The sequence below is a fragment of the Streptomyces sp. NPDC048441 genome (assembly GCF_043200235.1).
Taxonomy (GTDB): domain Bacteria; phylum Actinomycetota; class Actinomycetes; order Streptomycetales; family Streptomycetaceae; genus Streptomyces.
Window position 1 is genome coordinate 434,726 of the sequence record NZ_JBICXM010000003.1, and the last position, 26,329, is coordinate 461,054.

Genomic DNA, 26,329 nt, shown 5'->3' on the forward strand with positions numbered 1-26,329 from the left:
GAGGTTGTCGAATGCCGGACGACGCCGACGCCGTGGCCCGCGACGCCGCAGAGGCGGAAGCCGCCTTCTCGCACCCCGCGGTGACGCCTGACGTCACCGCCGCGTACGGCGAACACCCCGACCAGGTGGTCGACTTCTACGCCCCGCGGACCGCCACGGACGCCTCCGCCCCGCTCGTCGTGGTCCTGCACGGCGGCGCCTGGCGCGCCCCGTACGACCGCGTGCACCTCACCCCCTTCGTGGACTTCCTGGCCAGGCGCGGCTTCGCCGTGGCCAACGTCGAGTACCGCAGGGGGAGTTCGATCCCGGCCCAGGGTGACGGGCCCGTCGCGGGCCGCTGGCCCGAGACCTTCGACGATGTCGCCGCCGCCTTCGACGCGCTCCCCGCCCTCGTGCGGGAGCACCTGCCGGCGGCGGACATCCGCCGCACTGTCGTCACCGGTCACTCCGCGGGCGGCCACCTGGCGCTGTGGGCCGCCGCCCGGCACGTACTCCCCGAAGGATCCCCCTGGCGCACCGACCGCCCCGCGCCCCTGCGCGGCGTCGTCGCCCTCGCGCCCATCGCCGATTTCCGGGCCGCGCGGGAGCTGGCCGTCTGCTCCGGTGCCGTACTCCAACTCCTGGGCGGGGAAGCGAAGTTCGAGGAGCGGCTCCCGCACGCCGACCCGGCGGAGCTGCTGCCGACCGGCATCGCCACGGCCATCGTCCAGGGGCGTACCGACATCGTCGTGCCGCAGGCGGTCGCCGAGGCGTACGCCGACGCGGCGGCGAAGGCGGGCGAAGTGGTGGGCTTCACGCTCCTCGATGACGTGGGGCACTTCCCCCTGATCGACCCGGCGGCGGACGCCTGCGCGGTGGTGTCGGAGGAGATCGCGCAGCTGGCGTACTGAGCCGGGGGCCCTCAGAGCCTGTGTCATATCCCCGGTCGGGCGCGCGGGGTCTGGCACGCACGCTCGCGGCGTTGCCAAAATGCCCTAGTAGCTCCGCTACGAGAGCATTCCGGCGCCTTGCGATCGCACGCACCAGACCCCGCGCGCTGATCCGACCGGGGATATGACACAGGCCCTCAGGCCTCGACCAGTAGCTCGCCGAGGCCCCGGATCACGAAGTTCGGCTTGCGCTCGGGCTCCGCTGCGAGTCGCAGCCCCGGAGCCCGGCGGAGCAACGCCCCTAGGGACGCGGCGAGTTCGATGCGGGCCAGCGGTGCGCCGATGCAGTAGTGGATGCCTGCGGAGAAGGAGATGTGCGGGTTCTCGGCGCGGGCCAGGTCGAGTTCGGCGGGGGCGGTGAAGACCGCCGGGTCGTGGTTCGCGGAGCCGAAGAGCAGCGCGACTTCGCTGCCGCGAGGGATGCGCGTGCCGTCGAGCTCGATGTCGTCGAGCACCCAGCGTTCGAAGAGCTGGAGCGGGGTGTCGTACCGCATCAGCTCCTCCACCGCCGTGGGGATCAGCGCTCCCGGGTCCGCGCGCAGTGCGGCCAGCTGCGCCGGGTTCCGGAACAGCGCGTACCAGCCGTTGACGGTGGCGTTGACCGTCGCCTCGTGCCCCGCGTTGAGCAGCAGCACGCACGTCGAGATCATCTCCTGCTCGCTGAGCGACTCTCCTTCGTCGTATGCGGCGATGAGCCCCGAGATCAGGTCGTCGCCCGGCTTCTCGCGGCGCGCGGCGATGAGTTCGCGCAGATACGCGGAGAATTCGAGGGAGGCGGTGACGGCTCGTCCGGCCGTCTCGTCGGACGGATTCAGCTCGTACATTCCGCAGATGTCGGCCGACCAGGGCCGCAGCTGATCCCGGTCGCTCTCCGGGATGCCCAGCATCTGCGCGATCACCGCTACGGGTAGCGGTTCGGCGACGCGCGCCGCGAGGTCCCCGCCGCCGTCGGCCACCAGGTCCCGTACCAGCGTGTCGGCCAACTCGGTTACATACGGCTTGAGTTGCTCCACCGTGCGCGGCGTGAACGCCTTCGACACCAGGCGCCGGATGCGGGTGTGCGTCGGCGCCTCCAGGTCGAGCATTCCGTTGTCGTTCAGGGTGTGGAACGGCTCGTGCGTCGCAGGTGGCGCCTGCCGCCCGAACTCCTCGTGCGTGAACCGGTGGAGATAGGTCCGGCCGAGGCGCCTGTCCCGCAGCAGCGCCGATACGTCGGCGTGGTGCGGGACGAGCCACTGGTCGGTCGGTTCGAAGTAGTGGACCCGGCCGGCCGCTCGCAGCTGGGCGTAGGCGGGGTAGGGGTCGGCGATGAACTCGGGGGACCAGGGGGCGAAGGGGGCTTTGGCGGCTTTGGCGGCGTCCATGGAGTGACGTTAGTTCTGGCTACCCCGGCGTGACCAGCCTTGCCTCGTACGCGAAGACCGCCGCCTGCGTGCGGTCCCGCAGGCCCAGTTTCACCAGGATGCGGCTCACGTGGGTCTTGATCGTGGACTCGGCGACGACGAGGCGCGAGGCGATCTCTCCGTTGGACAGGCCCTGAGCGATGAGTACGAGCACCTCTGTTTCGCGTTCGGTGAGTTCGCCGTACTGCTGCGCCTGGACCGTCGCCGAGAGGCGCGGTGTCTCGCCCAGTTTGGAGAATTCCGTGATGAGGCGGCGCGTCACGGAAGGGGCGAGGAGGGCTTCGCCCGCGGCCACTATCCGCACGCCGTCCGCCAGTTGGCGTGCGGAAGCGTCCTTGAGGAGGAAGCCGGAGGCGCCTGCGCGCAGAGCCTGGTAGACGTATTCGTCGAGGTCGAAGGTCGTCAGGACGAGGACCTTTGATGTGACGTCCGCAGCGACGATCTCTCGGGTCGCCTCGATGCCGTTCAGTTCGGGCATACGTATGTCCATCAGGACCACGTCCGGGGTGAGTTCGCGGACACGGTTCACCGCCTCGCGGCCGTTGACCGCCTCGCCGACGACCTCGATGTCCGGCATCGCGTTCAGGAGGACGGAGAAGCCCTCGCGGACCATCATCTGGTCGTCGGCGATCAGTACGCGGATCGTCATTCCTGGCCTCCGGTGGGTTCCGAGGTGGTCGCGACCGGCAGGAAGACGGTGACTTCGTAGCCGCCGTCGGCCGTCTCATCGGTGGTCATCTCGCCGTCCAGCATCGTGACGCGCTCGCGCATTCCGGTGATGCCGTGGCCCGCTCCGGGCGATGGTTTTACCAGGCCGGTCGCCGGGCCGTTGACGATGCGCAGGCCCAGGCCGCCCAGGACATAGCCGACCTCGACCCGGGCCGTGGCTCCCGGCGCGTGGCGCAGGGTGTTGCTCAGGGCTTCCTGGACGATGCGGTACGCGGAGAGCTCTACGCCCTGCGGGAGTTCGCGGACCGCGCCGGTGATGATCTTTTCGACGGTCAGGCCCGTTTCGCCGACGTTCGCTATGAGCCGGTCGAGGTCGCCGAGCGTGGGCTGCGGGGCGTCCGGTGCCTCGTAGTCCTCCGCGCGTACGACACCGAGGACGCGGCGCAGCTCCGTCAGCGCGGCCACGGCGTTCTCACGGATGGTGACGAACGCCTGCTCCAGCTCGGGGGGCGGGTTCTGGACGCGGTAGGGGGCGGCCTCCGCCTGGATGGCGACCACGGACATGTGGTGCGCGACCACGTCGTGCAGTTCACGGGCGATCGTTGTCCGCTCTTCGAGGAGGGTGCGCTTGTCACGCTCTATCGCGGTGACCGTCCGCTGCACGCTGACCTCGCGCTTGGCCTCGCGGCGGATATGTACGAGGGAGGCGGCGAGGAGGGCGAGCGCGGAGAAGAAGAGCATCTGCGGAGTGTTCGTGCCGTAGCCCGCGCTGAGGAAGACCTCGGCGGCGACGCCGAAGAGCGCGGTGCCCACCCACATCCACGCTGCGGTGCGGGGGCGGGTCCGCAGGGTGATCACCGTCATCACGGTGATGTGCGCGAAGAAGACGCTCGGCGTCCATGGATAGTCCCATTGGCCGCTGATGGCGCCGGAGAAGGGCGTGCTCGCCAGCAGGATCCACCAGGCGGCGACGGGCCTGATCAGGGTCATGGCGACCGTGGCGGCCGGGATGAGCCCGGTGATCACGTAGTCGATGCCGCCGGGGTCGTCGGCGTACGCGAGGAGGAAGGTGAAGAACGCGGCGGCCGCGACCGCCGCGTGCGGGGCCCAGCCCGCGTACTGGCGTATGCGGGTGGGAAGGCGCCGGGTCACGGGGCCGTCCGTACGGATCGCAGGTAGCGGGCGGTAGGCGAAGGCGTTCCGGAAGAGGTCCTGGCGGAGCCCTCCGAGAGCGTCCACGGCCATCCGGAACTCCGGGCTGCGGGGGGTGGTCTTGGTCGCGTCAGTCACGCATACGAAGGTACGGGGGCGTGGGGGGAGGGGGCGTCCCCTCTGGGAGGGGTTCTCGGGGGTCCGTCGTAGGTACTACGTGGGGGTACTACGCGGGGGTACTGGGCGGGTGTGTGGGTGGGATGCCTGCGGCGCCTGTTTCGGTTGGGTGGGGGTTGGCGACGCGGCATCGGTCCGTCGGTGGCAGCGGGGCCGCGCCGGTATGTCCGTCCTCGCTGTCACCGGGTGCCTCGTGGCGCAAACACTCCGGGGCAATCGGGCGGCTGGGCGGGAAAGGCCCTTCGGTGCAGGCAACGCCGCGGGGCAACCGCAATCCGGGTCCCCCCGCCCGTCACACGCTCATGTCCCTGCGGCGCAGCCCCACCACGCCTGCTGCAAGCAGAGCGAATGCGACGGCCAGTAGTGCCGCTACCGGGGCCCACTCCATCCCGGAGCCCGGCAGCTTCGGGAGGTGCGAGAAGGGCGAGAGGTTCATCGCCCCCTGCGGAAGGCTCAGCGCTGGGCCGATCCAGCCGATCGCCAGGAAGACTCCGGCCACCGCCCACGCCGCCACCGCCGCCTTGGGGAACGCCCCCACCAGCAGCACCGCGAGTCCGCCGAGGGCCCAGACCGCGGCCACCTGCACCAGGCACGCGCCCAGGATCGGGCCGAGGTCCTGCCCGTAGCCCAGGGCGAGCCCGAGACCGCCCACCAGCATCAGCAGCACCGCACCGCCGAAGGCGATGACCAGGTGGCTCCCGGCCCACCGGAGCCGGCCCACGGCTGCCGCGAGGATCGGTTCGGCGCGTTGGGAGGTTTCCTCGCCGTGCAGGCGCAGTACGGAAGCGACGACGTACAGCGAGGCGACCATGCCGAGGATGCCGATCATCGTGGCGAGGAACGCGTCCGTGAGGCCCGACTGGCCGCCCATCCGCTCGATGATGTCGCGGGTGTTCTGGTTGTCGCCGACGATGACGGCCGCGCCGTCGACCATCCCGCCGAAGACGATCCCGGAGGCGAGGAAGCCGAGCAGCCAGCCCAGCACGCTGCCGCGCTGGAGCCGCCACGCGAGCCCGCCCGCAGTGGCGATCCCGCCCTTCGCGGGCCCCGGCCGCGTCGGCAGGAAGCTCATGCCGACGTCACGACGCCCAGCGAGGTTGTACGCGACGGCCCCCTGCGCGACGATCGCGCCGCCGATCAGGAGCAGCACCCACCACCGCTCACCGGCGTACGCCCGGATGTTCTCCAGCCAGCCGAGCGGTGAGGTCCAGGTCAGGAAGGACGAGCCGTCCTCGGTCCCGGCGTCACCGGCCGCCTTCAGTACGAAGGCCGCCCCGAGCACCCCGGACGTCAGCCCCTTGGCGAGCCTCGCGCTCTCAGTGAGCTGGGCGACGATCGCCGCCATGGTGGCGAACAACATGCCGCTGCCCGCGACGCCGAGCCCGAGCGCCAGCGCCCCGGCGGAGCCCTGCCCGGCCATCCCGGCGGTGATGAGGAGCCCCACGGCCGCGTTCGCCACGAACGCGGCGAGCAGCGCGGCGGTCAGCGGCGCCCGCCGCCCCACCATCGCGGCGGAGATCATCTCCTGGCGGCCCGTCTCCTCCTCGTCACGTGTGTGCCGTACGACGATGATCAGGCTCATGACGGCGGCGAGGATCGCGGCGTAGACGCCGATCCGCCAGGCGGAGAGCGCGCCGATGGAGTCCCCGAACACCGGCGAGTACAGCGCCCGCATCGAGGAGTTGGCGTTCATTGATTGCATGGCGTCGGCGCGTTCGGCGGCCGTTCCGTACGTTTTCTCCAGGGAGCCGGGCATCGCGAGGACCATGCCCGCGACGACCAGGATCCAGGTGGGCATCATGACGCGGTCGCGGCGCAGGGCCAGCCTCAGGAGGGTTCCCGTACCGGCGAGTTGGCGGGACCCGCCGGAGCGCGTCTCGAAACGCGTCGTGGTCACGGCGGTCATCGCGACACCATCTCGGCGTCCTGGTAGTGGCGGAGGAACAGCTCCTCCAGCGTGGGCGGGGTGGAGATCAGCGACCTGACCCCGGACTCGGTGAGCGAGCGCAGCACGGCGCCCAGCTTGTCGGTCTCGACCTGGAGCTTGACGCGATTCCCGGATACGTCGACGTCGTGGACGCCGGGCAGCTGCGCGAGACCGTTGGGCGGTCCCGCCAGTTCGGCGGTGACGGCGGTCCGCGTCAGATGGCGCAGGTCGGAGAGGGAGCCGCTCTCGACCGTCTGCCCCTTGCGGATGATGCTGACCCGGTCGCAGAGGGTCTCCACCTCGCTGAGGATGTGCGAGGAGAGCAGGATGGTGCGGCCCCGGTCTCGCTCCTCCTCGACGCAGCTCTGGAAGACCTCCTCCATGAGCGGGTCGAGCCCGGATGTGGGCTCGTCGAGGATCAGTACGTCGACGTCCGACGCGAAGGCGGCGACCAGCGCGACCTTCTGCCGGTTGCCCTTGGAGTACGTGCGCCCCTTCTTGGTGGGGTCGAGTTCGTACCGCTCGATGAGGTCGGCCCGGCGGGCCTTGTCGAGGCCGCCCCGCAGCTTCCCGTAGAGATCGATGACTTCGCCGCCGGAGAGGTTGCGCCACAGGGTGACGTCACCCGGTACGTACGCCACGTGCCGGTGCAACTCGACCGCGTCGCTCCACGGGTCCTTGCCGAGGAGCTGGGCGGCGCCGGAGTCGGCGCGGAGGAGGCCGAGGAGGACCCGGATGGTCGTGGACTTCCCGGCGCCGTTGGGGCCGAGGAAGCCGTGCACCTCGCCGGTCTCGACGTCCAGGTCGAGGCCGTCGAGCGCGTGTGTCCTGCCGAACGACTTGTGCATTCCGGAGACGCTGATTGCCTTCGTCATGTTTCAGAACGTACGCTAATTTCACAAAGTTGTGAAGTTAAGGAAGCGTATAAACTCGGCGGTGCATGAACGCACAGGGGAGAGGATCGGCACATGCCCAACGGGTCCGATGAACCGGCGCGACGTGACGATGATGTCGTCTCGCGCTTCGTCGAGCAGTTCGCCTCGCAGCTGGTCGAGGCGGGTATGCCGAGGATGCCCGCGAGGATCTTCGCGGCGCTCCTCGCGTCGGACTCGGGCGCGCTGACCTCGGCGGAGCTCGGGGAGCAGCTGCGGGTGAGCCCGGCGGCGGTGTCGGGCGCAGTCCGCTACCTCACGCAGCAGTACATGGTGACCCGGGAGCGCGAGCCCGGCTCACGCCGGGACATCTTCCGGGTGCACAGCAACCAGTGGTACGAGGCCCTCGGCAACCGGGACGGGGTGCTCAAACGCTGGGATAGCGCGCTGCGCGACGGCGTCACCAACCTCGGCCCCGACACCCCGGCAGGCCAACGCCTGTCCGAGACGCTCGCCTTCTTCGAGTTCGTCCAGCAGGAGCTGGCAGGGATGATGGAACGCTGGCGCGTGCGCAGGGAGAGCTTGTTCGGGAAGTAGAGCTTCCCCTGCCGGGTGTCGGACCACGGCGCTCACCGAGGCAGCATCAAGCCCCAGGCATTGGCCCGCACCGACCACGTCCGCGTCCGCACCGGCCCCCCGATCACCGCATCCGCCCGGTAGCGGAAATCCGCCCCGGACACCGTGACCGTCCGCGCCCGCACCCGCAGCGCCTCCGCCGCCGCGCCCACCGAAGAGGGCCGCACCTCGACCTCCGCGAAACCGCCGGCCACGGACCGCACCGAGATGCCCTCCACCGGCTGGTTCAGGTCCACCACGAGGACCCCGTCCGCCTCCACCCGCAGCCGCGCCGGCGCGGGGCCGGTCGCCGATGCCACTCGGGAGGGACGCGTGGCGAGGGTGCGTACGAAGGACTGGCACGTACGCAGCCAGGGCGGGCCGTCCACCGGCGTGCTCCCGGCGGCCGGGGAGACGACCGGCGGGATGCGCAGATCCCCGAGGACCACCCCGCCGCTGTCGTCGACGAGCAGATCGAGCCGCCGCTCCACCCCTTCGAGCACCGCACGGGCGGCGGCGACGGCCCCCACGGGCACTCCGAGCGCCCGGGAAAGAACCTGAGCGGCCCCCACGGGAACGACCGAAACCGTGCACGAAGCAAGCTCCCGCTCCCGGTGCAGGACCGCCACGGCCCGCAGCAGAGCACGGTCGTCGCCGATCACCACGGGACGTCTCGCACCCCTCCTGGCCAGGGCTTTCGCGAAGTCCTCGGGCCCTTCGGGCAGGCAGATACGGACGGCCGCACCCGCGCCGAGTACGTCCTTCGCGATCCTTACCGATTCACCGTCCGTGCGCCGGGCGACCGGGTCGATGACGACTAGCAGCTGGTCGCGAGCCGACACGTCCGTCCTTCCTCGGGTAGCATCTTTGTGCAAGAGCCCCTTGCGCTATTGCGCCAGGGGCTTGGTCTATTCCGGGGCAGCATCCAAGGCACACCCATATGGCGGCTACGGCCCCTGACCTTGGACATGCCCCGCCCGGAAGGGGTGTACGCCTGTGCCCGCACTTGTGCTGCTCGGTGCTCAGTGGGGTGACGAAGGCAAGGGAAAGGCCACTGACCTGCTCGGTGGCTCCGTGGACTATGTAGTGCGATACCAGGGCGGCAACAATGCCGGCCACACGGTCGTCGTAGGCGACCAGAAGTACGCACTGCATCTCCTCCCTTCCGGGATTCTCTCCCCGGACTGTGTGCCTGTCATCGGCAATGGAGTCGTCGTCGACCCGTCGGTCCTGCTCTCCGAGCTGAGCGGTCTGAACGAGCGCGGCGTCGACACGTCGAAACTGCTGATCAGCGGTAACGCGCACATCATCACGCCGTACAACGTGACCGTCGACAAGGTGACGGAACGGTTCCTCGGGAAGAGGAAGATCGGTACGACGGGGCGCGGTATCGGCCCGACGTACGCCGACAAGATCAACCGCACCGGCATCCGCGTCCAGGACCTCTACGACCAGTCGATCCTGGAGCAGAAGGTCGAGGCGGCGCTCGAGGTCAAGAACCAGCTTCTGACCAAGCTGTACAACCGCCGCGCGATCGAGGTCGGCCAGATCGTCGAGCAGCTCCTGGAGCACGGCGAGAACATCAAGCAGTACGTCGCCGACACGACGCTCATCCTGAACAACGCGCTCGACGAGGACAAGGTCGTCCTCTTCGAGGGCGGCCAGGGCACGCTCCTGGACGTGGACCACGGCACGTACCCCTTCGTCACCTCCTCGAACCCGACCGCGGGCGGCGCCTGCACGGGTACGGGCGTGGGCCCGACGAAGATCAGCCGCGTCATCGGCATCCTGAAGGCGTACACCACCCGCGTCGGAGCCGGTCCCTTCCCGACCGAGCTCTTCGACGACGACGGCGAGGCGCTGCGCCGCATCGGCGGCGAGCGTGGCGTCACGACCGGCCGTGACCGCCGCTGCGGCTGGTTCGACGCGCCGATCGCGCGCTACGCGACCCGTGTGAACGGCCTGACGGACTTCTTCCTCACGAAGCTGGACGTCCTGACGGGCTGGGAGCAGATCCCGGTCTGCGTCGCGTACGAGATCGACGGCAAGCGCGTCGAGGAACTCCCGTACAACCAGACCGACTTCCACCACGCGAAGCCGGTCTACGAGTACTTCCCCGGCTGGTCCGAGGACATCACCAAGGCGCAGACCTTCTCCGACCTGCCGAAGAACGCGCAGGGCTACGTGAAGGCGCTCGAGGAGATGTCGGGCGCGCCGATCTCCGCGATCGGTGTCGGTCCCGGCCGCACGGAGACGATCGAGATCAACTCGTTCGTCTGAGGCCTCTGAGGCCTCTGAGGCGTCTGGGGTGCCTAGGGTGCCTGCGTCATCTGAGAGCGCGCCCGCGTCCGGCTCATCAGCCGGTCGCGGGCGCGCTTCGTTTCGCTTCGTGCACCGTCACTGGTCCTCGCCGCACATCCGAAGCCCCACCGGCGTCTGGCACGGCAGGTGTCCGTGCGTGTGGACCACGTCCTGGCCCTTTCCCCGGGTCGCGTACGCGAGGAAGCTCGACGCCAGGGAGTTGGCGGGCGGGCGGCCGTAGGTGTAGGCGTACTCGATCTCGCGGTAGGGATAGCCGCTCGACTGGATGTGGTCGATGGACGGGGCGTGGCCGTTGAGGCTCAGGCGGTGCGTCTTCTTGAGCGTGGTCGTCTGGCGGAGTTCGCTGTAGCCGATCGCGCCCGGGGTGTCGGCGACCGTGTCCAGAACCTGTTGCGTCTCGTCGAGTTCGCAGCGGATGACCGGGGCGGACGCGCTCATGTCCTTGGTCAGGCAGTCGCTCGAGGACTCCTGCATCTCCGACGCGCCCTTCAGCACGCGGTTCTGGAGCGTGATGCGCGTGCCGGAGCTCGAGCTTCTGCTCACCAGGACCACCGGGCGGTCCGGGCCGCCGGGCAGTTCGTTCCAGTTGCGGATCTCGCCCTTGAAGAGGCGGCCCACGTCCGTTGTCGAGAGGTTCTTGATCGGGACGCTGTCGTTCAGGACGACGGCGAACAGGGAGACCGCCACTCTGGTTTCGCTCAGCTGCGTATAGCTGGAAGGGCGCGGGCCGTCGGAGAAGGCGATCACCGGCGGGGAGCCCGCCTCGCCCTCCGTGCCCTCCGTGCCCTCCTTGCTCTCGGCGGACTTGGCGTCCATGGCCGCCAACTCCCTTATCCCGCCCCGGCTTCCGTTCGCCTTCACCTCGATCTTCGCGCCGTCGCAGGACTTCATGTACTTGTCCGCCAGCTCGTCGGCGGCCTGCTCGAACGCCGTCGACCCCGTCAGGGTCAGCGTGCCCCGTTCGCAGTATGAGGGCAGCGGCACGGCGTCGGGGAGCAGGATGAGGCCCGCGAGGCCGAGGATCACCAGGCTCAGCGCGATGGCCACCCGCTGGGACAGCTTGCTGAAGACCGGCGGCTTCTCGTCGGGGGCCGCGCTGTGGTTCTCGTGCGTCTCGCCGCCCTGGATGCCGCCGATGACGGTGTAGCCGCTGTCCACGGGGCCGCCGGTCAGCAGGACGAGGAGCTTGTAGTACTCGCCCCGGTTGAGCGGCACGCGCGGGATGCGCAGCCTGCCTTCCGCGTAGCCGAGGCTCGTGTCGGGCCCGAAGTGCTCCATCAGGTGGTCGGCCTCCGGCGGCAGCGTCACCGCGACCCCCCGGATCGTGCGGTTCTCGAAGACCGCCGTCAGGCCGTGCGGCGAGAGGCCTGTGTAGTCACCCACGTCGATCGACAGCGAGCCGTCGTTCTCGATGCGCAGGAGCACCAGCGTCGCGTCCGTCATGTCGGGGTCCTCGTCGAAGAGCCCGAGGCGCGCGTTGGCGTCGCCCGTACGGACGTTGTCGCCTATCGCCGTGTCCATCTGCCTGCGGTAGCCGATGCGCTTGCGGCGCGGTACGCGGCGTTCGAGCAGGACAGGGACGAACGCGCCCGCGATGCCGACGACGATGGCGAGCACGGCGATGACGTTTTCGGTGCTCAACCAGTCCATGGGCGGCACGGTAGGGGGCGGGCGCCCCTGCCGGACCCGCCTTTCCGTACGGACGGGTGATGTTCGCCCTTGGTTCAACTACCGCTGGGCGCTCAGCCCTCCTTGTCGTACGTCAAGCCCTTGTCCGTGCCCGTGTTCTCGCGATGCAGCCTGCCGTCGGAGAGCAGCGTGACCGTGCTCGCCTTGCCCGGTCGGCAGGAGGTGGCGGGCTCGCCCACGATGACGTCGGTCGGGCCGATGCTGAGCGTGCTGCCGCTCGCCGACTCCAGCTTGCCCTGGAACACGCAGTGGTACGTGCCGCCCGTGTCGGTCGGTCCGTCCGCCGTGATCGAGACGATCGTGTCGCCGACCTCGCCCTGCTGGAGCACGAGTTGCCGCGTGTTGTGACCCAGGTCGTTCTCGATGGCGCCGCTCCAGGTGCCGAGGAAATCGTCCGGGACGGAACCCTCACCGTTCTTGGACGCGGGCGACGTGGGCGGGCTCTCGGGCCCCGTCGAATCCTGCTCCGAGGGTGAGCCGGACGACGAAGGGTTGTTGTCGGAATCGGAACCGGAAGGGGAATGGGAGCTCGAACTGCCCGCCTTCGTGGTGCCTTCGCCCTTCATCACCGCGTACACCGTGCCGCCCGCCCCTATGGCCACTACGACGGCCACCGCGATGAGCGCGGCGGTGGAGCGGCCGTTGCGGCGCGGGGGCTCGCCCTGGGGGTGGACCAGGGGGCCGTACGGGGGTGTGGGGCCGTAGGGGCCGTGCTGGGGCTGGGGGTAGCCGTAGGTCGAGGGGGGTTGGGGCTGGGGGTGTTGTTGGGGCTGCGGGTGCTGTTGGGGGTAGCCGTATGCCGCTGGGCCCGCGGGGCCCGGTGGCGCGGTGGGGGGCGGCGTCTGGCTGCCGGTGATCATCGTGGGGAGGTGGTCCAGGGGTGCCGCGTCGCCGGGTCTGCCGGGCGGGGGCGGGGTGTCGCCGGTGGCGGGGTCCGGCGGGGACGCGGGCGGAGACACGGGCGGAGACGCGGGTGTGGGCGTGTCCCCGGCCCCGGCTGAAAGCTCCTTCGGCGGCGTGAGAGACACCGCCGGAACCGCGGCTCCAGCAGCCCCGGCGACTCCAGGAGTCCCCGCCGGCGCCGCCCCGCCCTCGTCCGGATCCTCCGTGTCCAGCAACTGCACGGCGTGCCGCCCCAGTTGGGCCACCAGGGCCCCAGGAAGCCAGGGGTCGCGCGTCCGGCCGCCGTCGCCGAGTGTGTCCTCCGCGCCCGTCCGCTCAAGGAGCTGCTCCAGCGAAGGACGGTCCTCGGGATTCTTGCGCAGGCAGTCGCCGACCAGTTCGGCCAGCTCCTCCGGAAGCCCCTCCAGGTCCGGCTCCTCCTGCGCGATACGGAACATCAGCGCGTGCACGCCACTGTTCGACGTACCGAAAGGAAGCGCGCCCGAAGCCGCGTACGCCAGCACCGAGCCCAGGCAGAACACATCGCACGCCGGAGTGATCCGGTCGCCCCGCACCTGCTCGGGCGCCATGAAGCCGGGCGAGCCGACAAGCGCTCCGGTGCGGGTGAGGCCGCCGTCGGTGACCGTCTCCAGCGCGCGGGCGATGCCGAAGTCGATGACGCGGGGGCCGTCGATCGTGACGAGCACGTTCGACGGCTTGAGGTCGCGGTGGATGAGGCCCGCGGCGTGAATGTCCTTGAGGGCGTTGGCGAGTCCGGCCGCGAGAATCTTCACGGACCGCTCGGGCAGCGGCCCGTGGTCGCGAGAGATGACGCTCTGGAGGGAGGGCCCTGCGACATAACCCGTGGCGAGCCAGGGGATCGTCGCGTCCGTGTCCGCGTCGAGCACCGGCGCCGTCCACTCGCCGCCGACCCGCCGTGCCGCCTGCACTTCCTGCCGGAAGCGGTTCCTGAACTCCTCCTGCTCGGCGAGCTCTTCCCGCACCAGTTTCACCGCGACCGTACGTCCCCGGTCGGAGCGCGCGAGATAGACGTGTCCCATGCCGCCCGCACCGAGCCGCGCGAGCAGCCGGTAGGCGCCTATCCGCTGTGGATCCCCGGGCCCCAGCTTTTCCATCGCCGCGCCGACCTCCCCCGTTGGTGTGCAACATCCCGAGGATAGTGCGGTGGTACGACAAGAGGGGGCGGACCGCCTGCTACGGCTCCGTAACGGGTTGTTCCGAATCCCCTTCCGGATGCGGCTCGACTGTCCGCGCAAGGACGCTGGAGAGCCGCTCCAACACCCTCACCGTCTCGGCGAACTGGTCCTCTCCAAGGGCCGCCGCGAGCCGTCCGGCCAGTTCCGCATGACCGGGGCCGATCTTCCTGACGGCGGCCCGGCCCTCATCCGTGGGGCGCAGGAGTTTGGCGCGGCGGTGAGCGGGGTTCGGCGCGTACTCGGCGAGTCCGCGCCGCACGAGGAGATCGGCGATGCGCTGCACGCTCTGCCGGGTGATGCCCATCGCGCGGGCGATCCCGGCCACCGGCAGGGGTTCGGGCAGAACGGCCCCCAGCACCTGCCACCAGGCGGCGGTGAGACCGCCCGGCTTGGCCAAGTCCTCTGCCACGGAGAGGAATTGGCCATTGAGATGGAAGATGCCGAGGGCTGTGCGGGAGAAGAGATCCTGCTGCTCCTGCTGCTCCTGCTGAGTGGCCCTAGTGGCCCTAGTGGCCCTAGTGGCGCTCATGAGTTCAGTACCTCGTACGCCGCCGCGTCCGAGTCGTGGAACAGCCGGTACCAGGCGTCCAGCTTCTCGCCTTCGAAGGCGCCGAGCCGCCCGAGGATCTCGCGTGCGAAGGCGACGGGCTCGGTCGGCCCGGCCGTGGTCAGGCCGCCGTCGGTGACGGCGTCGGCATCGACGTACCGCTCGCCGCCCTTGTATCCGGTGGCCGCGAGATAGAACGACACCGCGCTGGTGTGCGCGCGGTCGTCGAGCAGTCCCTCGCGGGCGAGCCCGGCGGTGGCCCCGCAGATCGCGGCGACAGGCACGCCCGCGTCGAGGAAGGCGCGGGCCGCACGGCCGAAGGGGGCGAGGTCGTCGCCCGTGTCCCACAGGTCGGCGCCGGGGAGGATGAGCAGCGCGCTGTCATCGGGCCGCAGCTCCGCGAGCGTGAGATCGGGCTGTACGCGGAGGCCGCCGATGGTGGTGACGGGGTCGAGCGAGTCCCCGGCGACGGTGCGGATCTCGTATCCGGCGCGGGCGAGGTGCGCGGTGGCGTATCCGGGCTCCCAGTCGGCGAGCGTGTCGTAGACGGCGAGGTGCACGGGCTTGCGGCCGCGGGACGTAGCTGACATGGCTGCCTCCACTGGGTGATTGCCGTGGTTATGTAAGTATGCTGTCAAGAAGACAGCATACTGTCAATGGCCTCTCGTGCCGGAGTCCGGACCGGGCTCGTTAACCCCTACAGGGGGCGCCCTTAACCCCCCGGTCCCTAGCGTCCTGGTCATGGACAGCGCAGAGAACCTCGGACAGATGGCCGCCCACCTCGGCCTCGACCTGGTGGCCGTGACCCTCCTGACCTTCGGGGTCTTCTATCCACGGCACCGCAGACGGGAGTTGGTCCCCGCCTACCTCGCGCTGAACGTCGCGCTCTTCGCGGTCGTCTCCGCCCTCGCGAGTGCGGGCGGCAACGGAGGGCTCGCGCTCGGGTTCGGGCTCTTCGGGGTGCTGTCCATCGTCCGGCTCCGCTCGGACGCCTTGCAGCACCAGGAAGTGGCGTACTACTTCATCACCCTCGTTCTCGGCCTCCTCTGCGGGCTTCCCGGCCTCGATCTGCCGGTCGCCGCCGGGCTCGCGGCCGTGCTGCTCCTGGTGATGTACGGCGCCGACCACCCCCGCCTCTTCGCCGGTGACCGGCGCGCTGTCATCACCCTGGACGCCGTGTACCGCGAGGAGACCGACCTCCGTGCCGAGCTGGCGCGGCGCCTCGGGGAGCCGCTCGGCTGGACCGTGCGGGAAGTGGACTACGTACGGGACCTGATGGTTCTGGAAGTCCGCTTCCGGCAAACGGAACCTTCTGAGCGGCCCGGGGAGTTCGTACAGAGAGCACCACGACGCCGCACGACCTGGTCACGCACGCCTGCCGCCCACCAGAAGGAGACCGTGTGAACCCCGCCGTACGCGCCATCGGAAGGGCCGCGCTCGCCGCGCACCCCATCGCGCTTGACGAGGTGAACGCGCGAGCCGAGCTGCTCGCCCGCTACGACAACAGCTATCTCGTGCCGGTCGAGATCTTCGACGACCTGGCGGCGCTCCTCACGGACCCGCGCCGCCGGTCGGGCCCCTTCCGGGCCCTGAGCATCGGCGGAAAGCGCTGGTTCAGCTACCACTCCACGTACTACGACACCCCCGAACTCCTCACCTTCCACCACCACCGGCAGGGGCGGCGGCTGCGCTACCGCATCCGGGAGCGCGTCTACCAGGACAGCGGGGAGCGCCAGTTCGAGATCAAGCTGAAGAGCGGTCGTGGCGAGACGGTCAAGCACCGGCAGCGGCTCGAGGGCGACGACAGCGTGCTTGATGCCGCCCGGCAGGGGTTCCTCGCGGGTGTGCTGCGGGGTTCGTACGGCATCGAGGCGCCGGGCGGGCTGACCACGGCCCTGGTGACGGAGTATCAGCGGGCGACCTTCGTGGCCGATGGCCAGCGGATCACGTGTGACGCGGGGCTCGTGGTGCGGGACGTGGCCACGGGGCGGGCGGTGGAGGCCGACCGTGGGCTCGTGCTCGTGGAGACCAAGACGCAGGGGCAGCTGACGGAGGCGGACCGGGTCCTCCACCGGTACGGGGTGCGGGCCGCCGACTTCACGAAGTACTGCGGTGGATTCGCCGCCCTGCGGCCCGAGCTGGGGATCAATCGGTGGGCGCGGGCCGTGAAGACCGCGTTTCCGCGGGCGTCGGCGGCGCACTCGGATCAGCCGGTGCGGACGGGAAGGTGAGGGTCACGCGGGTGCCGGAGCTGCGGGTGCCGGTGTTGGCGTCCGTCGTGATCTCGAAGGCGCCGCCCGCGTCCTCCGCCGTACGCCGTGCGATGTCGAGTCCGAGTCCGGTGGAACCGCCGCCGCTGGTGCCGCGTTCCGCCGCGTACGTAGGCGGCAGACCGGGGCCTTCGTCGGCGACGACGAGTTCGGCCTTGCCCGCCGGGGTGGTGCGGACCGTGACGCGGAAGGCGGTGCCTTGGGGGGTGTGGTCGAGGACGTTGCCGATGAGGGCGTCAAGGGCGGCGCCGAGTTCGTCCTCCGGGACGGGGACGGGATGTGTTCCCTCGTGGTCATGGTCGTGGGTCGATATCTCGGTCGTACGCCCTTGATCCTCGGCCAACGGCTGCCAGAACGCGGCGCGTTCGCGGGCCACCGCCCCGAGATCCGCGTGCGGGGCGTCCCGTAGCGGTCGGCGGGCCTTGCGGATCACGTCGTCGACGCTGCGCTCCAGGGCGGCGACATCCGCCGCGATGCGCTGCGCCTCCTCCGAGTCGCGGAGGGTCTCGGCATCCAGGCGGAGGGCGGCCACAGGGGTGCGGAGGCGGTGGGCGAGGTCGGCCGCGTTCTCCCGCTCGGCGGTGAGGAGTTCGTCGATGCGGGTGGCGAGCCGGTTCAGCTCGCCCGCGACCAGGCGCAGTTCGGGCGGGCCCTCGGGGGTCGCTCGGGCCGTGAGGTCACCGGCGGAGAGCCGGTCCGCGGTGCGGGCGAGGCGGCGGGTCGCGCCCACGAGGCGGGCGCCGAGGCGGTCGGCGAGAAGCAGCCCGATGAGGACGAGGCCGACGCCGATCCCGGCGAGGACGAGCCAGGAGGTCATCGTGCCCGCGTACAACTGGCGGTCGGAGAGCGAGACCTGGACGACCGCGGTGCCGTCGGCGGCGCCCTGGACGGGGACGAGGACCTGGCGGCCACCGGTGGAAGGCTCGTAGGTGAAGGCGCGTCCGGTGCGGGCGAGGCGAATGGCATCGGTGATGTGCGGTTTGCTGGGTTTGCTGTGATCTCCGCGCTCGCTGTGCTTGCCGCCGATGACGGTGCCGTCGGCCAGGACGAGTGAAGTAGTCGGCAGCGCCTGGGTGTTGACGCTCTCGACGGTCTGCTCGGCGGTCTCACGTTCATCGGCGGTGGCGAGCGCGGGGCCGATGGCATGCGCCACCCACTGGGCTCGGGCGGTGGCTTCGGCGGTGGTGCGGTCGGCGGCGTGGGTGCGGGTGAGGAGGGTGAGGGGGACGAGGAGGGCGGTCAGTACGAGGGCGGTGGTGGCCGCGGTGAGAAGGAGGAGACTGCGCCGCATCAGCCGGCCTCCGGGCTGTCTGCTTCAGGGGCTGCTTCAGGGAGTGCCTCAGGGACTGCTCCAGGGGCTGCTTCAGGGAGTGCCTCAGGGACTGCTCCAGGGGGTGTGAGCTTGACGCCCACCGTGCGGACGGTGTGGACGTAGCGGGGCGCCTGGGCCGTCTCGCCGAGTTTTCTGCGGAGCCAGGAGAGGTGGACGTCGACTGTTTTGTCGGCGCCCCCCAGGGGCTGCTGCCATACCTCGGCGAGGAGTTCGCGGCGGGAGACGACTTGGCCGGGGCGGTGGGCGAGGTAGGCGAGGAGGTCGAACTCGCGTGGGGTGAGGTCGAGGGGGCGGTCGTCGAGGGTGACTTCGCGGGAGGACCGGTCGATGGTCAGGCCTCCTACCCGTAGGGGCTCCTCCGCCGCATCGGTGGCGCCCAGGCGGCGCAGGACCGCCTTGACGCGGGCGTCCAGCTGGGCGGCGCCGAACGGCTTGACGATGTAGTCGTCGGCACCGCCCTCGAGGATCGCCACCATCTCCGGTTCGTCGTCGCGCGCGGTCGCGACGATGACGGGTACGTCGCTGATCGCGCGGAGCATACGGAGGATCTGGGCGCCGTCCACGTCCGGGAGCCCCAGGTCGAGCACGATGAGATCGGGGCGGTTCGTCACCGCGGCGTCGAGGCCTGCCATGCCGCTGGGGGCGGTGGCGACGGCGTGCCCTCGGTCGCGCAGGGCACGTACGAGGGCGCCGCGCAGCTGGGGATCGTCCTCCACGACAAGAAGATGGGCCATACATCCACCGTAGTCAGCTGCTTTGGGCGGCCCTTAACCGGGCGTTAGGAAACTGTGCGGCACAGTGGCCGGATGAGGAAGTGGCGGAGCGCGGCGGTGACGGCGGCGTGGGTAGGGATCGGGACAGCCGCGGGGGCGCTGGGCGCCTGGCAGTTGGCGAGTTCGGACGGCGGGGGAGCGGCGCACAGTCGTCCGCTGGACGAGGGGGCGGTGGAGAGGGCACTGGCGGCGACGTCGGCTTCGGCGTCACCACCGGCTTCGCCGACTTCGCCGTCTCCGTCCAGCACGCCGAGCGCACCTTCGAAGGCAGCCGCCGATCGGTCCACCCTCCGGTTCACGGGGGGGACGGCGACGGTCGAGTGCAGGGGTGACGGGACGGTGTATCTCGTCTCCTGGAGCCCGGCGGACGGCTTCCACATCGATGACGACGTGGAGAGGGGCCCGGGAGCGGTGGCCCGCCTGGAGGCGGAACCGAGCGACGATGACGACGAGCAGGACGATCTGCCGTACGAGATCCGGTGCGGGGAGGGGGGCCCGCGGGCGGGGGTGGTGGCGGACACGGACGACTGAGCGGCGGGGGTGGTGGCGGACACGGGCGACTGAGCGGCGGACACGGACGGGGCTGGCGGGGAAACCAAACCCCGACACTCTGTCCAGTACCCCCTGCCCCCACAAAACAGGACGCCCATGGCCCGTCCACTCCGTGGACACTTACCCTCGGCCACATGACCCCTCAGCCGAATCCCCAGGTCGGCGCCGCCGTCAAGGCCGCGGACCGCGCGCACGTGTTCCACTCCTGGTCCGCACAGGAGCTCATCGATCCCCTCGCCGTGGCCGGCGCGGAGGGCTCGTACTTCTGGGACTACGACGGCAACCGCTACCTCGACTTCACCAGCGGCCTCGTCTTCACGAACATCGGATACCAGCACCCGAAGGTCGTCGCCGCGATTCAGGAGCAGGCGGCGACGATGACGACCTTCGCGCCCGCCTTCGCCGTGGAAGCCCGCTCCGAGGCCGCACGCCTCATCGCCGAGCGGACCCCCGGCGACCTCGACAAGATCTTCTTCACCAACGGCGGCGCGGAGGCCGTGGAGAACGCGACCCGCATGGCGCGTCTCCACACGGGCCGCCCCAAGGTCCTCTCCGCCTACCGCTCGTACCACGGCGCCACCTCCACCGCGATCAACCTCACCGGCGACCCCCGCCGCTGGGCCTCCGACAACGGCTCGGCGGGCGTCGTCCGCTTCTGGGCGCCGTTCCTCTACCGCAGTGCCTTCTACGCCGAGAACGAGCAGCAGGAGTGCGAGCGGGCCCTCCAGCACCTCGAGGACACCATCGCCTTCGAGGGCCCCGCGACGATCGCGGCGATCATCCTCGAATCCGTCCCCGGCACGGCGGGCATCATGATCCCGCCGCCGGGCTATCTCGCCGGCGTACGCGAGATCTGTGACCGGTACGGCATCGTCTTCATCCTCGACGAGGTGATGGCGGGCTTCGGCCGCACCGGCAAGTGGTTCGCCGCGGATCACTTCGACGGGGGCATCGTGCCCGACCTCCTCACCTTCGCGAAGGGCGTGAACTCGGGCTACGTCCCGCTGGGCGGCGTCGCGATCTCCTCCGCCATCGCGGAGACGTTCGCGCGCAGGCCGTACCCCGGCGGTCTTACGTACTCCGGCCACCCGCTGGCCTGCGCCGCCGCCGTGGCGACGATCAACGTCATGGAGGACGAGGGCGTCGTGGAGAACGCGGCCCGCGTCGGTACGGAGATCATCGCCCCGGCCCTGGCGGAGCTCGCCGAGCGGCATCCGAGCGTCGGTGAGGTCCGTGGCCTCGGCATGTTCTGGGCCCTGGAGCTGGTCAAGGACAAGACGACCCGCGAGCCTCTCGTCCCGTACAACGCCACGGGTGCCGCCAACGCCCCGATGGCCGCGTTCGGCGCCGCCGCGAAGAAGCACGGCCTGTGGCCGTTCATCAACATGAACCGCACGCATGTCGTCCCCCCGTGCAACATCACGGACACGGAGGCGAAGGAGGGCCTGGCGGCGCTGGACGCTGCGCTGACGGTGGCGGACGAACACGTGTCCTGACCCCACAGCCAGCCGGGACCGCCTCCCGCTCCGGCTCCCGGCCCGGCCCCCACCCTGGCCCGTCGCTTCGCGGCGGGCTCGGCCCGGCCTTCACCTTGGTCCGTCGCTTCGCGGCGGGCTCGGCCTGGCCTTCACCCTGGCCCACCGCTTCGCGGCGGATCATTCCCACCCACCCACGCGTGACCCTGCGGCGCATCCCGCCCGCCCCACGGCCCTTCAGGGCATCCCACCCACCCGCCCGTGACCCTGTGGCGCATCCCACCCCCCATGCCCCTTCGGGGCAATCGGGTGGGTGGGCGGGAAAGATCCGCCGCGAAGCGGCGGCACAGGCGCAGACGGCGCCGAACCGCCCGCGGAACGCCCCTGGCCCCCCGGGAACCCCGACCGCGCGCACCGCCCGCGGAAACGCCCCCGCCCCCGAGGGGCGCCGAACCGCCCGCGGAACGCCCCGGGCCCCCGGGAACCCCGACCGCGTAGTCTGACGTGCTCGTAAGCAAGACGACGACCACAAGGCGCCCACGCCAGACCCGGCACGCCAGACTCCGCGGGGGAACCCAGATGCCCGGCACCGACGGCCCCGCCGTCATCCGCAGCACTCTGCGCCAGCAGATCGCCGACGCGCTGCGCGACGAGATCCTCGGCGGCCGTCTGGAGCCTGGCCAGGAATTCACGGTCAAGGAGATCGCCGACCAGTACGGCGTCTCCGCGACCCCGGTCCGCGAGGCGCTGGTGAATCTCGCCGCGCAGGGCCTCCTCGACGCCGACCAGCACCGCGGCTACCGCGTCCACGAGCACTCCCTCGCGGACTACCGCGGCATGTTGGAGGCCCGCAGCCTCATCGCGGACGGCATCTTCCGCGAGCTCGCGGCGGACGGAACCCCGTTCGAAGCGTTGCTCGGAGGCCCGAAGGGCTCCCAGAACGGCACCACGAACGGCGGCACCCCGAAGAAGGCCGAGAAGGAAGCCCTCCTCTCCGTACGCCGCCGTGGCGAGGAAGCATCGCGCGCCGCCTGCGCGGGCGACCTGAACGTCCTCATCGGCTACGACCTCCGCTTCTGGCGCGAACTCAGCGCCCTCTTCGGCAATCCCTACCTCTCGGATTTCCTGCACCGCCTGCGCGTCCAGTCCTGGGTCTGCGCCGTCACGTACCTCCGCCGCGCCGTCGAACACGGCGACGGCGATCTGCGCGGCACCCTGTGGGCCCGGCACACCGAGCTCGTCGACGCCCTCGCGCACCGCGATCCCAAGGCCGCGCACGCGATCGTCATCGAGTACAACGCGCACTCCCTCGCCCTCATAGAGCGGCTGGCCGCTGCATGAGGGTGGATCTGACCGTCGTCGTCCCCGCGTACAACGAGGAGCGGCGTCTGGGGCCCACACTCGCCGCGATCCGGGCCTACCTGGACGGTCCCGGCGGCGACCGCGGCGACCGCGGCGACCTCGGCGACCGCGGCGACAAGGACGACGCGAGCGCCCGCGCCCAGTGGGAGCTCATCGTCGTGGACGACGGCTCCACGGACCGCACCGCCGAGATCGCCGTCCAGGCCGAGTCCGACGACCCCCGCGTCCACCTCGTCCGTTCGGACCGCAACCGCGGCAAGGGCCACGCCCTGCGCCTCGGCGTCCTCGCCTCGCGCGGCGCCCGCGTCCTGATCACCGACGCCGATCTCGCGGCGCCCATCGAGGAGCTCGAGCACCTCGACAAGGCGCTCACGGACGGCCACGCGGCAGCGATCGGCTCCCGCGCGGGAGCGGGCGCGACGATCGAGGCCCGCCAGCACCGCCTGCGCGAGCTGATGGGACGTACGGGCAACTTCCTCATACGTACGGTCGCCGTCCCGGGCATCGGGATCCGCGACACCCAGTGCGGATTCAAGCTCTTCGACGGTGACCGCGCCCGCGAGGCCTTCGCCGCGTCCCGGCTGCGCGGCTGGGGGATCGACGTCGAGATACTGCGCTACTTCCGCCGCTCCGGCTGGCCGGTCGCCGAGGTGCCGGTGCGCTGGGCGCACCAGGAGGGCTCGAAGGTCCGCCCGGTCGACTATGTGAAGGTCCTCGCCGAACTGACCGCGCTCAGGGCCCGTGCCGTCCGCCCGGCGGATCTCCTTGTCGCGCTGCTCTTCCTGGCGATGGCGGTCACGCTCTACTCGGGCCGCTGGATCGCACCCGGCGACCGCTATCTCCCCGACTCCCTCCAGGACCAGAACCAATGGGAGTGGTTCTTCGCGGTGACGGCGGACAACGTCCGCCACCTCCAGAATCCCTTCTTCACGACCCTCCAGAACCACCCCGACGGCGTGAACCTCATGGCCAACACGGTCATGCTCGGCCTCTCCGTCCCCTTCGCCCCCGTGACCTGGCTCTTCGGCCCGGCAGCCGCTCTGAACGCGGCGATGACCCTGGGCCTGGCCGCGACCGCCTTCGCCTGGTACTGGCTGATCGTCAGACGTCTCGTACGCCACCGGGGCGCGGCGGCCGTCGGCGCGGCACTCGCGGCCTTCGCGCCACCCATGGTCAGCCACGCCCACGCGCACCCGAACTTCATGGTCCTGTTCATGATCCCGCTGATCATCGACAGGGCACTGCGACTGTGCGAGGACAAGAGGGGCACGAGGGTCGTACGGGACGGAGTGGTCCTAGGCCTCTTCACCACCTACCAGATCTTCCTCGGCGAGGAACCGCTGCTGCTCGCGGCGCTCGGCATGGTGCTGTTCGCGGTGGCGTACGGGGTGGTGCGCCGGGATGTGGCGAGGGCAGCGTTCCGGCCCTTGGCGCGCGGCATCGGGGTGGCCCTGGCGGTCACCGTCCCGCTGGTCGCCTTCCCCCTCTACTGGCAGTTCTTCGGCCCGCAGAGCTACACGAGCGTGCTGCACGGCGACAACGCGGGCAACAGCCCACTGGCCCTCCTCTCCTTTGCGGAACGCTCCCTCGCGGGCAACGAGAAGACGGCCGAAGCCCTCTCCCAGAACCCCACCGAGCAGAACGCCTTCTACGGCTGGCCCCTGGTCGCACTCGCCTTCGCGATCGTCGTACGGTTCTGGGAGCGGGCGGCGGTGAAGGCGCTGGCGTTCACGGCGGTCGCGGCGGCGGTCCTGTCCCTGGGCCCGAAGTTCCGCATCCCCCTGACGGACATCGTGCTCCCCGGCCCATGGGCGCCCCTCGCCCACCTCCCCCTCTTCGAGTCGGTCATCGAGTCGAGGGTGGCGATGGTGTGCGCCCCGGCGCTCGGCATGTTGGTCGCGCTGGCGCTCGCCCGCCTGCTCACTTCACCGCGCCTGCTCACTACTCCGCGCCGGACGACGGCCACGCGGTACGCGGGCGTGGCGGCGGTGGCCCTCGCGCTCCTTCCGATCGTGCCGGCGCCGCTGCGGGCGGTGGAGCGGGCGGAGGTGCCCGCGTTCTTCGCCGACGGCACGTGGAAGAGGTACGTGAGCGATGGCGAGTCCCTCGTACCGGTACCGCTTCCGGACCCCGGCAGCGCGGAGGCACTGCACTGGCAGACCACCGCGGACCTGGGTTTCGTTCTCCCCGGCGGCTACTTCAACGGCCCGTGGGGCCCGGACCGCGTGGGCATCTACGGCGCATCCCCCCGCAACACGTCGAACCTCCTGCGGGACGTCCGCTCATCGGGCCGGGCCCCGCAGATCACGGACGCGTGGCGCAGGGCGGCCCGCGACGACCTGGCGTACTGGAGCGCGGGCGTCCTGGTGCTCACCCCGCAACCGCACGACGGCGAACTGCGGGAGACGGTGGATGAACTCCTTGACCGCCCCGGAAAGTGGGTAGACGGGGTGTGGATCTGGGATCTGCACAAGGGGAGCTAGCGGGCCTGTGCCGCGGCTACGCTGCCTGAGCGCGAAAGAACATCCGACGTCCGATATGCCGTCCGACCTGAGGAGCACCGTTGGCCTGTGATCTGTGGCTGGTCCCGCTCGTCGATGTGCTGTGCCACAGTCCCGACAATCCGTTCGCGGAGGAGATCGCGGTGTACGACAAGGCGCTGAACGAGGCCGGACTGCCCTCTGTTCCCGTCTTCGCGTACATGCCGGGCCTGTCCGGGGACGTGGCCCCGGTCGCGGGCTTCGACTACGACGCGCTGCATTTCCTGCGCCGGGCGTATCTGCTCCAGGTCTGCGGCCTGGAGGTCACTCCGGTGGACGAACTGGGCGGGGACTACGAGCAGTTGCTGGAGATGTTCGACACGACGGCCCAGCAGTCGCACCTGGTCTGGCACTACGACCACGCGGGGGCGTACGTCCCGGTGGACTTCCCGTCCCCCCTCTCGAACGACGAACTCCTCTCGGGCGGCGGCCCGTTGGGCTCGGCCCAGGCGCTCCTGAGGGAGCTGGAGTTCGTGGCCCCGTCCATCGGCATAGACGCGGCGAACCCTCCGTGCCCGCCCACCCCGCCCCAGTCCCCGACATCCCTGGAGGAACCGGCGGCCCCGGCACCCCCGGACGACAGCCCGTTCGCAAGGGAACGGCACGTGTGGCTGGGGCTGCACGCGGCTACGACGAGGAGCTTGGCGCAGGGCTCAATGATCATCTACAGCTAGGCGGTCCAGGCGGTCCAGGCGGTCCAGGCGGCCAAGTGGGCGCTCACCGAGGTTCCGGCGGCCGCTGCCGAGGCATGTTGGGCCGAGCCCCCGGCGGCAACGCGGCCCGCGCGGGGGCGGTCCCGGTCTCCCCCCGGGAGGCCGGGACCAGCGACTGCATGGCCAGCGAGGCAGGCCCGGACCGAAACTCCACCATCCAGTCCGCGGTCTCGGCCCGCACAAGTTCCGTCACGTCTTCGGAGAACCGCCGCAGCACCCCGAGACACCGCTCGGCAGCCTCACTGGCCGTCCCGTCGGTGGGCCCGAGCACCTCTCGCACACTCTCCGAGGCCCAGTCGAACTGGAGCACCTGTAGCCGCCGCTGCACGGCCTGCGCGGTGGCGACATCCCGCATCCACCCGGATGTAAGACCGAAGAACCGATCGCACCCGACACACGCGACGCCCGCGAGCAGCGACACGAACCCCCAGCTGGCGACACCCCCCACGGCCCCCGTGAGATCGAGCAGCGGAAGCACCCCGGCCCCGACGGCCCCCACAGCGGCCCCCGCCCGCGAGAACCGCGCCCCGCGCCGCTTCCACGAGCGGTCGGACAGATACCACCCCGCGGTATTGAGCGCCCCCCGCTCCACCCACCGGTACAGCTCGTCGAGCCGTTCCCCCGGCTCACCCCAGTCACCGAGCGGGAAGGCGCGCCCCGTCAGATCCGTCAGGTCCCCGAGCCGCTGAGAGCCGTCCGTGCCACCGGGAGCGCCCTGCCCCTCGCCCGCCACTCCCTCGGGCTGCTTGTCCGGCTGGCTCACCCGCCACTCCCTCCCTCTGCTGACCGTCTGCCTCTGCTGATGCGCAGCCCTCAGTCCTACCGCCCAATGGGTGGCCGTGAGCCCGTTTTCTCGGTATTTCCGCCCGGAAGAGCGGCTTGATCAGGTATAGGAGTACGGCTGATCTCA

At 70.7% G+C, this 26,329-nt stretch carries 24 protein-coding genes; 10 read left to right on the forward strand and 14 right to left on the reverse strand.

The window, feature by feature from the left end; genetic code table 11:
- Positions 1 to 11 precede the first annotated feature (11 nt).
- Positions 12 to 890, forward strand: coding sequence for an alpha/beta hydrolase (locus tag ACGFSB_RS09945; RefSeq protein ID WP_393396611.1), 879 nt, complete (start codon positions 12 to 14; stop codon positions 888 to 890).
- Positions 891 to 1,066: 176 nt separating this feature from the next.
- On the opposite strand, the gene ACGFSB_RS09950 is transcribed toward ACGFSB_RS09945, so the two are convergent.
- From ACGFSB_RS09950 to ACGFSB_RS09970, 5 genes are all read right to left on the reverse strand, one after another.
- Positions 1,067 to 2,293: a cytochrome P450 gene (locus ACGFSB_RS09950; RefSeq protein ID WP_393396613.1), complete on the reverse strand. Its 1,227-nt coding sequence runs from the start codon at positions 2,291 to 2,293 to the stop codon at positions 1,067 to 1,069.
- 19 nt (positions 2,294 to 2,312) lie between these two features.
- On the reverse strand, positions 2,313 to 2,981 hold the full coding sequence (locus tag ACGFSB_RS09955) for a response regulator (protein ID WP_393396614.1): 669 nt from the start codon (positions 2,979 to 2,981) through the stop codon (positions 2,313 to 2,315).
- Positions 2,978 to 4,246 carry a sensor histidine kinase gene (locus ACGFSB_RS09960; RefSeq protein ID WP_393397034.1) on the reverse strand — a complete coding sequence of 423 codons (1,269 nt, stop codon included), beginning with the start codon at positions 4,244 to 4,246 and terminating at the stop codon, positions 2,978 to 2,980. Before ACGFSB_RS09960 ends, ACGFSB_RS09955 begins: the two co-directional genes overlap by 4 nt.
- A gap of 376 nt (positions 4,247 to 4,622) precedes the next feature.
- A complete protein-coding gene (locus tag ACGFSB_RS09965) occupies positions 4,623 to 6,236 on the reverse strand; it encodes an ABC transporter permease (RefSeq protein ID WP_393396616.1) in 1,614 nt (537 codons plus the stop codon).
- Positions 6,233 to 7,132, reverse strand: coding sequence for an ATP-binding cassette domain-containing protein (locus ACGFSB_RS09970; RefSeq protein WP_393396618.1), 900 nt, complete (start codon positions 7,130 to 7,132; stop codon positions 6,233 to 6,235). The genes ACGFSB_RS09965 and ACGFSB_RS09970 overlap by 4 nt, the downstream gene beginning before the upstream one ends.
- Before the next feature lie 93 nt (positions 7,133 to 7,225).
- On the opposite strand from ACGFSB_RS09970, the gene ACGFSB_RS09975 reads away from it, so the two are divergent.
- Positions 7,226 to 7,726 carry a GbsR/MarR family transcriptional regulator gene (locus tag ACGFSB_RS09975; protein ID WP_393396620.1) on the forward strand — a complete coding sequence of 167 codons (501 nt, stop codon included), beginning with the start codon at positions 7,226 to 7,228 and terminating at the stop codon, positions 7,724 to 7,726.
- Positions 7,727 to 7,758: 32 nt separating this feature from the next.
- On the opposite strand, the gene ACGFSB_RS09980 is transcribed toward ACGFSB_RS09975, so the two are convergent.
- A complete protein-coding gene (locus tag ACGFSB_RS09980; protein ID WP_393396622.1) occupies positions 7,759 to 8,586 on the reverse strand; it encodes a diacylglycerol kinase family protein in 828 nt (275 codons plus the stop codon).
- A 154-nt stretch (positions 8,587 to 8,740) separates the two neighbouring features.
- On the opposite strand from ACGFSB_RS09980, the gene ACGFSB_RS09985 reads away from it, so the two are divergent.
- Positions 8,741 to 10,024 (forward strand): adenylosuccinate synthase, encoded by a 1,284-nt coding sequence (locus ACGFSB_RS09985; protein ID WP_393396624.1) that lies wholly within the window; start codon positions 8,741 to 8,743, stop codon positions 10,022 to 10,024.
- 117 nt (positions 10,025 to 10,141) lie between these two features.
- Here ACGFSB_RS09985 and ACGFSB_RS09990 read toward each other — a convergent pair whose 3' ends face one another.
- From ACGFSB_RS09990 to ACGFSB_RS10005, 4 genes are all read right to left on the reverse strand, one after another.
- A complete protein-coding gene (locus tag ACGFSB_RS09990; RefSeq protein WP_393396626.1) occupies positions 10,142 to 11,716 on the reverse strand; it encodes a substrate-binding domain-containing protein in 1,575 nt (524 codons plus the stop codon).
- Between the two features lie 92 nt (positions 11,717 to 11,808).
- The gene (locus ACGFSB_RS09995) at positions 11,809 to 13,773 is read right to left on the reverse strand and encodes a serine/threonine-protein kinase (protein ID WP_393396628.1); all 1,965 of its coding nucleotides are present in this window, start codon (positions 13,771 to 13,773) and stop codon (positions 11,809 to 11,811) included.
- A gap of 79 nt (positions 13,774 to 13,852) precedes the next feature.
- A complete protein-coding gene (locus ACGFSB_RS10000) occupies positions 13,853 to 14,383 on the reverse strand; it encodes a MarR family winged helix-turn-helix transcriptional regulator (protein ID WP_393396630.1) in 531 nt (176 codons plus the stop codon).
- Positions 14,380 to 14,991 carry a DJ-1/PfpI family protein gene (locus ACGFSB_RS10005; protein WP_393396632.1) on the reverse strand — a complete coding sequence of 204 codons (612 nt, stop codon included), beginning with the start codon at positions 14,989 to 14,991 and terminating at the stop codon, positions 14,380 to 14,382. The genes ACGFSB_RS10000 and ACGFSB_RS10005 overlap by 4 nt, the downstream gene beginning before the upstream one ends.
- Before the next feature lie 151 nt (positions 14,992 to 15,142).
- On the opposite strand from ACGFSB_RS10005, the gene ACGFSB_RS10010 reads away from it, so the two are divergent.
- Positions 15,143 to 15,805 carry a DUF4956 domain-containing protein gene (locus ACGFSB_RS10010; protein WP_393396634.1) on the forward strand — a complete coding sequence of 221 codons (663 nt, stop codon included), beginning with the start codon at positions 15,143 to 15,145 and terminating at the stop codon, positions 15,803 to 15,805.
- Positions 15,802 to 16,632 (forward strand): VTC domain-containing protein, encoded by an 831-nt coding sequence (locus ACGFSB_RS10015; RefSeq protein ID WP_393396636.1) that lies wholly within the window; start codon positions 15,802 to 15,804, stop codon positions 16,630 to 16,632. Before ACGFSB_RS10010 ends, ACGFSB_RS10015 begins: the two co-directional genes overlap by 4 nt.
- On the opposite strand, the gene ACGFSB_RS10020 is transcribed toward ACGFSB_RS10015, so the two are convergent.
- The 3 genes from ACGFSB_RS10020 to ACGFSB_RS10030 are packed head-to-tail and all read right to left on the reverse strand — an operon-like array spanning position 16,547 to position 19,025.
- The gene (locus ACGFSB_RS10020) at positions 16,547 to 17,962 is read right to left on the reverse strand and encodes a sensor histidine kinase (protein WP_393396638.1); all 1,416 of its coding nucleotides are present in this window, start codon (positions 17,960 to 17,962) and stop codon (positions 16,547 to 16,549) included. The genes ACGFSB_RS10015 and ACGFSB_RS10020 overlap by 86 nt on opposite strands.
- On the reverse strand, positions 17,962 to 18,738 hold the full coding sequence (locus ACGFSB_RS10025; RefSeq protein WP_393396640.1) for a response regulator transcription factor: 777 nt from the start codon (positions 18,736 to 18,738) through the stop codon (positions 17,962 to 17,964). The genes ACGFSB_RS10020 and ACGFSB_RS10025 overlap by 1 nt, the downstream gene beginning before the upstream one ends.
- 44 nt (positions 18,739 to 18,782) lie before the next feature.
- On the reverse strand, positions 18,783 to 19,025 hold the full coding sequence (locus tag ACGFSB_RS10030) for a hypothetical protein (protein ID WP_393396642.1): 243 nt from the start codon (positions 19,023 to 19,025) through the stop codon (positions 18,783 to 18,785).
- Positions 19,026 to 19,116: 91 nt separating this feature from the next.
- Between ACGFSB_RS10030 and ACGFSB_RS10035 the strand changes: the two genes are divergently transcribed.
- The 5 genes from ACGFSB_RS10035 (at position 19,117) to ACGFSB_RS10055 (ending at position 25,380) form a co-directional block, all read left to right on the forward strand.
- Complete coding sequence (locus tag ACGFSB_RS10035; RefSeq protein WP_393396643.1) at positions 19,117 to 19,308, forward strand: hypothetical protein; 192 nt, start codon at positions 19,117 to 19,119, stop codon at positions 19,306 to 19,308.
- 155 nt (positions 19,309 to 19,463) lie between these two features.
- Positions 19,464 to 20,825 (forward strand): aspartate aminotransferase family protein, encoded by a 1,362-nt coding sequence (locus ACGFSB_RS10040; protein WP_393396645.1) that lies wholly within the window; start codon positions 19,464 to 19,466, stop codon positions 20,823 to 20,825.
- 558 nt (positions 20,826 to 21,383) lie between these two features.
- Entirely contained in the window at positions 21,384 to 22,145 is a 762-nt protein-coding gene (locus ACGFSB_RS10045; protein WP_393396647.1) for a GntR family transcriptional regulator, read from the forward strand.
- Positions 22,142 to 24,649 carry a glycosyltransferase gene (locus ACGFSB_RS10050; RefSeq protein ID WP_393396648.1) on the forward strand — a complete coding sequence of 836 codons (2,508 nt, stop codon included), beginning with the start codon at positions 22,142 to 22,144 and terminating at the stop codon, positions 24,647 to 24,649. Before ACGFSB_RS10045 ends, ACGFSB_RS10050 begins: the two co-directional genes overlap by 4 nt.
- 80 nt (positions 24,650 to 24,729) lie before the next feature.
- A complete protein-coding gene (locus ACGFSB_RS10055; protein ID WP_393396649.1) occupies positions 24,730 to 25,380 on the forward strand; it encodes a hypothetical protein in 651 nt (216 codons plus the stop codon).
- Between the two features lie 43 nt (positions 25,381 to 25,423).
- Here the strand turns inward: ACGFSB_RS10055 and ACGFSB_RS10060 are convergent, their stop codons facing one another.
- Positions 25,424 to 26,182, reverse strand: coding sequence for an SLATT domain-containing protein (locus ACGFSB_RS10060; RefSeq protein WP_393396651.1), 759 nt, complete (start codon positions 26,180 to 26,182; stop codon positions 25,424 to 25,426).
- Positions 26,183 to 26,329: the final 147 nt, after the last annotated feature.